9 protein-coding genes and 1 pseudogene are annotated in these 8502 nt (G+C 46.3%); 2 read left to right on the top strand and 8 right to left on the bottom strand.

The features are described from left to right. Positions 1 to 176: 176 nt before the first annotated feature. The 3 genes from mltG to ruvA form a co-directional block, all read right to left on the bottom strand. Complete coding sequence (mltG, locus tag RMO84_RS14845; RefSeq protein ID WP_310489220.1) at positions 177 to 1238, bottom strand: endolytic transglycosylase MltG; 1062 nt, start codon at positions 1236 to 1238, stop codon at positions 177 to 179. A 16-nt stretch (positions 1239 to 1254) separates the two neighbouring features. Continuing rightward, the gene (locus RMO84_RS14840) at positions 1255 to 1818 is read right to left on the bottom strand and encodes a DUF3727 domain-containing protein (protein WP_310489219.1); all 564 of its coding nucleotides are present in this window, start codon (positions 1816 to 1818) and stop codon (positions 1255 to 1257) included. Between the two features lie 154 nt (positions 1819 to 1972). Then, positions 1973 to 2596, bottom strand: a complete 624-nt coding sequence (gene ruvA, locus RMO84_RS14835) for a Holliday junction branch migration protein RuvA (RefSeq protein ID WP_310489218.1) — start codon at positions 2594 to 2596, stop codon at positions 1973 to 1975. A 168-nt stretch (positions 2597 to 2764) separates the two neighbouring features. Here ruvA and RMO84_RS14830 point away from each other — a divergent pair, with 168 nt between their 5' ends. Both RMO84_RS14830 and RMO84_RS14825 read left to right on the top strand, forming a co-directional pair. Continuing rightward, on the top strand, positions 2765 to 3838 hold the full coding sequence (locus RMO84_RS14830; RefSeq protein WP_310489217.1) for a hypothetical protein: 1074 nt from the start codon (positions 2765 to 2767) through the stop codon (positions 3836 to 3838). 324 nt (positions 3839 to 4162) lie between these two features. Next, positions 4163 to 4900, top strand: coding sequence for a tetratricopeptide repeat protein (locus RMO84_RS14825; RefSeq protein ID WP_310489216.1), 738 nt, complete (start codon positions 4163 to 4165; stop codon positions 4898 to 4900). Between the two features lie 16 nt (positions 4901 to 4916). Here RMO84_RS14825 and RMO84_RS14820 read toward each other — a convergent pair whose 3' ends face one another. The 5 genes and pseudogenes from RMO84_RS14820 to RMO84_RS14800 form a co-directional block, all read right to left on the bottom strand. Further along, positions 4917 to 5294, bottom strand: a complete 378-nt coding sequence (locus RMO84_RS14820; protein ID WP_310489215.1) for a clan AA aspartic protease — start codon at positions 5292 to 5294, stop codon at positions 4917 to 4919. Beyond that, positions 5291 to 5566 (bottom strand): hypothetical protein, encoded by a 276-nt coding sequence (locus RMO84_RS14815; RefSeq protein ID WP_310489214.1) that lies wholly within the window; start codon positions 5564 to 5566, stop codon positions 5291 to 5293. Before RMO84_RS14815 ends, RMO84_RS14820 begins: the two co-directional genes overlap by 4 nt. Positions 5567 to 5785: 219 nt before the next feature. Then, positions 5786 to 6376: an AAA family ATPase gene (locus tag RMO84_RS14810; RefSeq protein ID WP_310489213.1), complete on the bottom strand. Its 591-nt coding sequence runs from the start codon at positions 6374 to 6376 to the stop codon at positions 5786 to 5788. A gap of 402 nt (positions 6377 to 6778) precedes the next feature. Then, positions 6779 to 8209: an ABC transporter substrate-binding protein gene (locus tag RMO84_RS14805; protein WP_310489212.1), complete on the bottom strand. Its 1431-nt coding sequence runs from the start codon at positions 8207 to 8209 to the stop codon at positions 6779 to 6781. Positions 8210 to 8301: 92 nt separating this feature from the next. Further along, positions 8302 to 8502 (bottom strand): annotated as a pseudogene (locus RMO84_RS14800) (hypothetical protein); the annotation flags it as partial.

Here is an 8502-nt window from a genome sequence, read left to right as displayed (position 1 = left end):
GCTAGGATGAAACGACTTGTGGCTGGATTGAGATAAGATCGTCCTCGATCTAAGTTTGCCCTAATTCTATTCATCCCGACTCATCCGTTAATGCTCGCTCATCAAAAATACTTCGCAGACTCAATTGTCTCCGAAGTATTTGGCGATCGATCTTGTCGATCTAGGGATACGAGTAGCTATTTTTTGCCCGATTGCCGCTGCTGGCGAATTGCCTGAGTAGCAGCAACATGTTCGGAGAGGGTTTTGCTAAAGATATGCGTGCCATCATATTTAGCGACAAAAAACAGTAAATCCGTGCTGTCAGGATTGAGGACTGCTTTGAGACTACCGATGCCGGGACTGGCGATCGGGCCGGGGGGAATCCCCGCATTCATGTAAGTATTATAGGGATTCGGTCGCTTAACTTCAGCAAAAGTCAGCGGTCGATCGGCAGTCTGTTTGATACCCAGACCGTATTCGACCGTCGGATCGGATTCCAGGCGCATATTCTTGGCCAATCTAGTGGTAAATACGCCAGCAATCTTCGGACGTTCGATCGGGACTACGGCTTCTTTTTCGACGACACTCGACAAACTTACCCATTGCAACAGACTGAGCTTATTGGTTGCTGTCGCTTTTTGATATTCCGGTAGGGCAACTTGCTCGAATTGCTTGAGCATTTGATCTACGACACCTTTGGGGGTAATCGTCTCGCTAGGTACTTTATAAGTTTCGGGAAACAGAAATCCTTCCAGATGGGGGAGTCCGTCGGGGAGCCACGGAAACTTGTCTTTAGGAATTTCTTTGGTTGCAGCAATGAAGTCGGCAGCTTTGAAGAGATTTTGCTTTTCAAAGTAGTCGCCCATCTGCTTGATGTTCCAGCCCTCGCGGATCGTAAATCCAGAGAGGACTACTTTGCCTTCCATAATCTGGGAGGCAACTGCGGATAGCGGTTGATTGGGGGAGACTTCGTAGCTACCTTTTTGGGGGGAGCCTTTGCCCTGCTTGGCTTGCCAAGATGTCCACAGTTTCCAAGCTAGTTGGGACTTGATGGCACCTTTAGCTTCGAGTTCTGCCCCGATCGCTTGTACGGTGCTACCTGGTTTAATCTGGATCGAGATACTTTTGGCATTGGCATCGTTAGACGGCGGTGCTGTGATGCCATTCCACCATGCCATCCCACCGCCACCCAGGAGTGTCACTAGGGCAACTGGCGCGCCGAATAATAACCACTTCGGAGTAGTTTTGGCTGATTTCAAGGGTAATCCTCCAGTTCTAGATTTCATCCAATAACATATCTTCAAGCATGGGTTGGAGTTGTTCGGCTTCTTCCTCGGAGAGGAGGGAAACGGGGCCATTAGCATTGGATTTGCCAAAGAATAACAAGGGATCTACCGGGGTGCAGATCGCATATTCTTGTTCTTCATTATAAAACCGTGCCAAAATTTGAAATTCTTCTGGTTCCAAACTTTCGTCAGCTTCATCGAGTTCGATCGTGACTACTTCTGTCGGATCTAAAGGTGGTAATTCCCCGACTGCACTGAGGGTAAATGCCGTGCGTTTGAGAGCGAGATTTTGCTCCGATAAGACAGCATGAGCGTCGGCAAAGATCCGATCGATTTCGTCCTCTTCTTCGATCGAAACTAGTTCCGTAACATCATCTTCTTCATCCCAAGCAAAAATTTCAATTGGTGCATTTTGGGGCAACAATAGCAAATATGTCTTGCCATCGAGTTCGAGTTCTCTTTCGATGTAGCAAGGCAGTTCTCGCCCCCCTTCATCTTTGAGGACAACTAACTCAGCATCATCAAAATCTTCAGACTGGGGTGATGAGGACATGTAAAACAGTTTTAAATTATAACTTTGGTGGCTAGTGTCTAGTTTAGATGTAAATAACGTGCGGTGTCTGGACGGTAGAACCGATGCTAACTATGACGATAAAAGCCAACCATTAGAATACCATACTAGGGGCGACGATCGGTAACACATCGCGCTATTGGATGCTTGCAATCGCTAGGCGCAGCCAGTCTTCGATGTTTTGACTTTTGACCATCAAAGTATCTTGACTAATCGCTTGTAAAGCTTGGCGAATTTCATCATTTGTATACCCTAATGCTAATAATGTCATCTCAACTTCGGCTTGCATTGTGGCATTTAAACTAGTTAGCGGCAGTGCTTCGCTCAAACCCGATGCTACCCGCCATTGTCCGAGCTTGCTCCGCAGTTCTAGAGCCAATCGTTCGGCAGTTTTTTTGCCGACGCCTGGAGCTGTAGATAGGCGTTGGATATTGCTAGTGACGATCGCCGAGACGGTATCGGCGAGTCCTAGTTTGTCTAATAAAGCGATCGCCAAACTTGCACCAACCCCACTGACACTTATTAGTTGGCGAAATAAATCTCGCTCGGCTGCCGAACTAAACCCATACAATGAGATCGCATCTTCCCGCACCTGTTGATGGGTAAACACCTGAATTTCGGTATCGATCGCGGTTTCGATCGCCATCCGCTGGGTTACTTGCAATTCATAGCCAATTTGGTTTACCTCCAAGACCAAAATCGTCCGATTGTTAGCCGGTGTCTGGATCTGAATGGCAGTGCCTTTGAGGTAATTAATCATCGATGCTAAACAAAATTTCCGAACGAGTTGTCAGTAACTGGCGATCGTCGATATCTAGCGATCGATGAGTCAGTCAGCGTTACATCATTATTTTATCGTTCCTCGCCCCGATCGGATGCATGAGGATGTAATTGAGGATCGATCGCTATTTTGATTAATTTAAAATACATGAAAAATTATCTTACTCTAGTCCATCCTGAAACAAAGCACAAAGCGAGCGCGTATCTCGATCGACTCAAAGCTGGCAATAAAGCTGGTGAATATTTACACCATCGATTAAAAGATCTCGATCTCGATCGGATTACTATTCCAGAATTTATCGAACTGTTAGTAAGAACTAAGCGTCCGCAAATTTTCGCCGAATCAGCAGTTTATGGTAATGGCATTGATTGGAACCAAGATGAGTTATCGATCTTAGGCGATCTGAGCATCGTCACTCCCGTCACTGTCTATGATAATGGCAAACATCGCAGTCCCGATCTACATGATTTACCATTTGCCGCGACACTGATTTTCACTCCAGGAGCACTGTTACTCAATGGAAATAACATTACTCCTGTGGACTGGGAAGAGGTTACTACTAATGATGAGATTGATGCAGACGGATATTATCGACTCTACGAGCGGAGATTATTACCAGCATTTAGCTATATTAACGATCGAGCCAAACAGAACGAGCGTCAGGCATTAATAACGATTCCAGGTATGGGATGCGGACAATTTGCTGGTGTATTTAGCGGACAATTGGGTGCCCAATTGCAAAAAACATTAGTGAAATTTTTACAAACTCATAGCGATAAGTTTTCGCACATTAAAACTGTTTACTACGATCCATATAGCGAATGCAATAACGATCGAATCGAGATCGATGGTATTAGTTTATTGGTGCGACCTTTATTAAAAGAAAATGCCAACAAACCGCAGCTATGCTTACCCCAAACCTATGCAGAAGAGGGAGATGATTTTAGCGATTGCGAACTCTTTAGTTTTGTCGCATGGGATCATGTATCTTGGCCGGGAAATGATTTCTATATCGGTGCTCGATCGACCGATGATGGTGTCAAAGCAGCCGCAACTAATGCGATCGGCGTGATGACCGGTGTTGAGGGCAAGTATGATTCATTAGCGAATAAGTATCTTCCGCCAGCAGGTTATGAAACTTGGAAGGAGGTAGTCAGTAAAAATAAGATTCAGTTAGAAATTGCAAGCAATCTTGTGATTTTGCCGTCTGTAGATCGATGATGAGATATTATCTTAAATCCAGTTAAAAACTTTTGATATTGGCGGTATTCTCTAGCCCTCACCCCCAACCCCTCTCTCTTGTCGCACACAAACGGGAGGGAACCTCCCGTTCGATGCGCCGCTCCCAAGTTTGGGAGAGGGGAGCCAGAGCCGGAGGATCTGGCGGGGTAAGGGCGACGAGATTTGGTAATGGATATAGAACGATGAATTTCGATAAATCCCGATCGAATTTTGAGAATTTTGTCACAATTGTCTCCGGTTTCGTCCAGTCGCTCGTTGAATAATGTGAGCGAACCTTAATTGTTGACTGAGGAGACAGCCACAATGCTCACATCCGCGATCGCTTTTGTATCCCAAGGTTTCTGGATGCTCATGCTGTTTGACTGCATCCGCAATGAGCCGAAGGGTTCTAACTGGATGTGGTTATTGATTATGCTCAATTTTCCTGGCGCAGTTATTTATTTTGTGGCGCGCAAGTTACCATATCTAAATCTGCCCGTCCCCAGCTTTTTCAAACGCTGGACGATGAAGGACGCCTTGTGGAATGCGGAAGCAGGTGTAGTCAATATCGGCAAATCCCATCAGTACGTGACTTTGGGTAATGTGTTGATGGAGATGGACAATGTCGATCGAGCATTAGAAGCCTATCGATCGGCAATCGAGAAAGAGCCAGGTAATACGCATGCGTTGTGGGGATGTGCGACGATCGAAATGCAACGTCAAAATTTCGCTGCTGCGCGCACATCTTTGGAAGATTTACTCGATCGAGATAGTGAATATAAACGCGGGGAAGCCTCGTTACTATATGGTAAATGCCTGTACGAACTGCAACAATGGTCGGTAGCTAAGGAACATCTCGATTTCGATGTCAAACGGTGGAGTCATTCAGAATCGTTCTTATTGCTCGCCAAAATTGCGCTCGATCGGGATGGCGACAAAGTAGCTGCCAAAAGTTATCTCACCACGATGCTGGCGCGATTGAAAGCATCCCCTCGCTATAACTATCGCAAGAATCGAGATTTGATTCGATCGGCTGAAAATCTGCTGAAAACTCTGAATTAAGCAAAATACGGGTTTGTTAGACCATGTTTAATTGGCTGAGTTCAACATGACCGCCCTCAAATACTTGTACCGTTAGCTGATAGCCTTCCATCAACGACATTCCGACAAGTGGTTCTGAATCAGCTTCATCAATTGGGATTGTCAGCATATTTCCATCCCACACTAAAACTGCTTCATAGACATCGAAAACACATTCAGTGCCGTCACCAAGAATAGCTCTACCTCGCCTCTTCCATTTTAGAGTCAGCTCAGCTATTAAATCGGGAGGCAGTGAAAGCCAACCATTGAAACCAGTGTCAACAATCGCCTCCTGGGGATAAACTTTGCCATCGGAACTACAGATCGAAAGTGGAATAATTGGCTCAAAGTCTGCATTGACAATTCCAATAATCATACGGCTCTTTTCGTGCGTCCGCCAAATCGACGAACATAGCGGGAACCAATGCGAACCATCCAGATTTGAGCTTCAGGGTGACTAGCTTCAAGTCGATCGCAAGCAGCAATTTCACTGGCATCGATTTCAAAGGCTCCAGTTTCAAGATCGATCGCAACAATCTTCCCACGATCGCCTTCTTCGTCAATTTGCGATCGAATCTGCGACTCATAGAGTGCATCGCCACGCTGGGCAAATTCTTCTTTGCTGTAGCGGGGTTGTCTAACGGCCATTAGCTTTGCCTCGTTTCAACTGTGTCCCTTTATTTTAACCTTGGCGATCGCCTCTAGCATGTGTGGCTGCGATCGCACTCCAGCCAAAGACGTTGCATAATCTTAATTTTGGTTAACGACCAAGATAAGCGGCAGCAGATAACCTTTGCAACCTCACCCATATCTCCCAACTGTCCGCTTCATCGACTTATTCGACCGCGATCGCTACAAACAACTAAATTACAAGCGGATATGGCGTATTTGTATAAACATTCGTTTTAGAGGACGTAGAACTGGATACCAAGTCGGAGGTTTGAGATCGAGACCTGCATAATGAGCAATTTCCTCAGCAACAACCTCAATTGATTTGCCTTCCGTATTAAGATGAACTGCAAATTTCTCATCTGACAAAGATTGCAAGCAGCGATCCAGTTGACGTGCATTCCAAGAATTACTGCCATCACCCCGTCGCCGCAATCGACGAAGGATCGTATCGCGAGAAGCAAGCAATGTGAAATGATTCACCTGTAAGCCCTCGCGCCTCAATGCACCCACTGTCTGATCGTAGTAAAGCGGATCGACAACAGTCATTGGAACAACAATCGTTCCCGTAAAGTTCTCAGCCACATATTTCAACCCTTGATAGGTAAATTCGCGCCATATGCGATGATTTTGAAAATCTTCTACACAGACTTCTGGCGGTACTATTCGGCGGAGGAAAAAGCCAATTTGCTCAGGATCGAATATAAAGCTCCCAGGGATTCGGCTGTGTAACTCGAAGGCGGTTTGGGTTTTGCCAATACCAAAAGCTCCGTTTAACCAAATAATCATTGATGCCAGAGAGTTTCTTAGATCGACTACAATTTAGCACTGATTTGATATTTGTCAATATCAGCCAACTTTCGGGAACAACACCTCAACTACCAACGAGAAATCTTTCAACTACTATCACCTGTAAACGAAGCGGTCGAGCTATTATTTAGACTGACAGCATCAGTCTAATACCCCCGCTTAGGTTAGTTAGATGGACAAATTTCCACCTAATACCGGAGAAATGGGGTATTATACGGACACTTTTCCACCGCACACCCCAGATCGGGTATTTAGACTGAATTAATTCAACCTAAATACCCTAGATGCTAGTCGATGGCGTAGCGTTCCGTAGGAAATCGAATCTGACACTACATGTGAAGAGCGTTAATCCTGACTACATGCAGAGGCGGACGATCGCAATTAACCTTTTTTACCTGGTGCGGCAGCAGGTTTGGCATCACCTTTAGGCTTATCGGCAGGTTTAGCTTCAACCTTGGGAGCGGCTCCTCCGCCAGCTCCAGCGATATTTACTTGGTCGATCGTTTTGAGGCTGCCATCGGGTTGGACTTGCCAAATGTCATAAGTACCGACCACATCGCCTTGAGCATCGATATCGACGTTACCGCTGGCACCTTGGTAGTTGATTTTTTTACCAGCTTTGAGCAAGGTAATTGCTTGACACAGATCGGAAACTTCCTCGCCAGGGCCGCCAGCTACTTCGCGAATTTTGCTAGCAATGCCCTCGCCCGTATTGGTTTTGGCTGATTGCGCTGCCAGCATGATTAAGGCTGCTGCATCCCAAGAGTGTTGGAGATAAGCGGTGAGGGGTTTACCAGAAGCCAACCACTTTTTATTAAAGTCGTCTAGAGCCTTGCCATGTGCCCCAGGAACGGTACCGATCGCGCCGTCGATGATAAATTTACCATCGGCTGTTTTACCGACCTGATCGGGGAATTTTGGCGAGTAGGCACCATCGGGCAACATAATCGTGACACCTTTGCTCAAGCCTTGTTCGTAAGCATCTTTGAGTAGGATGGAGCCAGTATCTGGGTAGACTAGAGCTGCGATCGCTTGAGGTTTGCCTTCAAAGGCGGCTTTAACTTCAGATGAAAAGGTCGTTCCTTTGGCATCGTAACGAGTGGGTTTAGCTTCATTTGTAACGATACCGCCCAATTTTTTGAAGGCAGCGACGAATTCTTTTTCAAAGCCGACGCCGTAGTCGTTATTAATGGCGATCGTCGCTACTTTGGTGAACCCTTTCTTGCGGGCTAACTGTGCCATTGCTTGGGCTTGATATGTATCTGGCGGAGCAGTCCGCGCCCAATAACCTTGATATGTACCCTTTTTGGCTTCAACTGTGAATACCGGACTGGTGCTACCAGGTGAAACAATCATCACCTTATTTTTGATGGCAACATTAGCGGCGGCGGTAGAAATACCACTCCCAAAGGCACCGACGACACCAGCAACCTTATCTACTTCTGTCAGCCTGGTCATTGCCTCCGCACCAGCACTGGGGTCGCTTTGGTCGTCTTGAGAAACTAGGGTAACGGGTGCGCCATTAATGCCACCACAACTATTGACGGTATCGATCGCCATTTCGACAGCTAGAGGTAGCGGTTGCGCGATCGAAGCTAAGTCGCCAGTGCTCGATAATAGGGTACCAATTTTTAAACCTTGACTGCCACCACCCTCGCTGGGTGCAGTGCTGGCTGTCGGTGTAGTGCCGCCGGTGCCACCTGTTTTCGCGTTGGGGCCGGTACAACTGGTCGCCAGTAAGCTGGTAATAGTCGTCAATAATGCCATCGCTATGGCTAGTTTTGGCTGGATGCGTCGATCGGGCATAGTCATAATTGTTGTCAAACTCCTCACATTAACTGTCAATACCAACTCAGGCGTTGAATACGACCATTGCCGTTGATGTTATCACTTTTGATGTAACTCTAGTTACGAAGATCCGACGAATCCTCTAAATCGCTATCCACACAATCTAGCTCTAGATAAGCACGTAAAATTAACTGAACTTGACAGATGTTTTTAGTATCTAATCTTCCTAGTTGTTTTACCAATCTCTGCTTGTCAAAAGTCATCGGATCGATACAAACAATGAAGCTCTCTGTGGCTAATCCGTTATTTGCATCGGG

It is taken from the genome of Chamaesiphon sp. VAR_69_metabat_338 (genome assembly GCF_031423935.1).
GTDB lineage: Bacteria > Cyanobacteriota > Cyanobacteriia > Cyanobacteriales > Chamaesiphonaceae > Chamaesiphon.
This window is presented reverse-complemented; position numbering and strand designations above follow the sequence as displayed.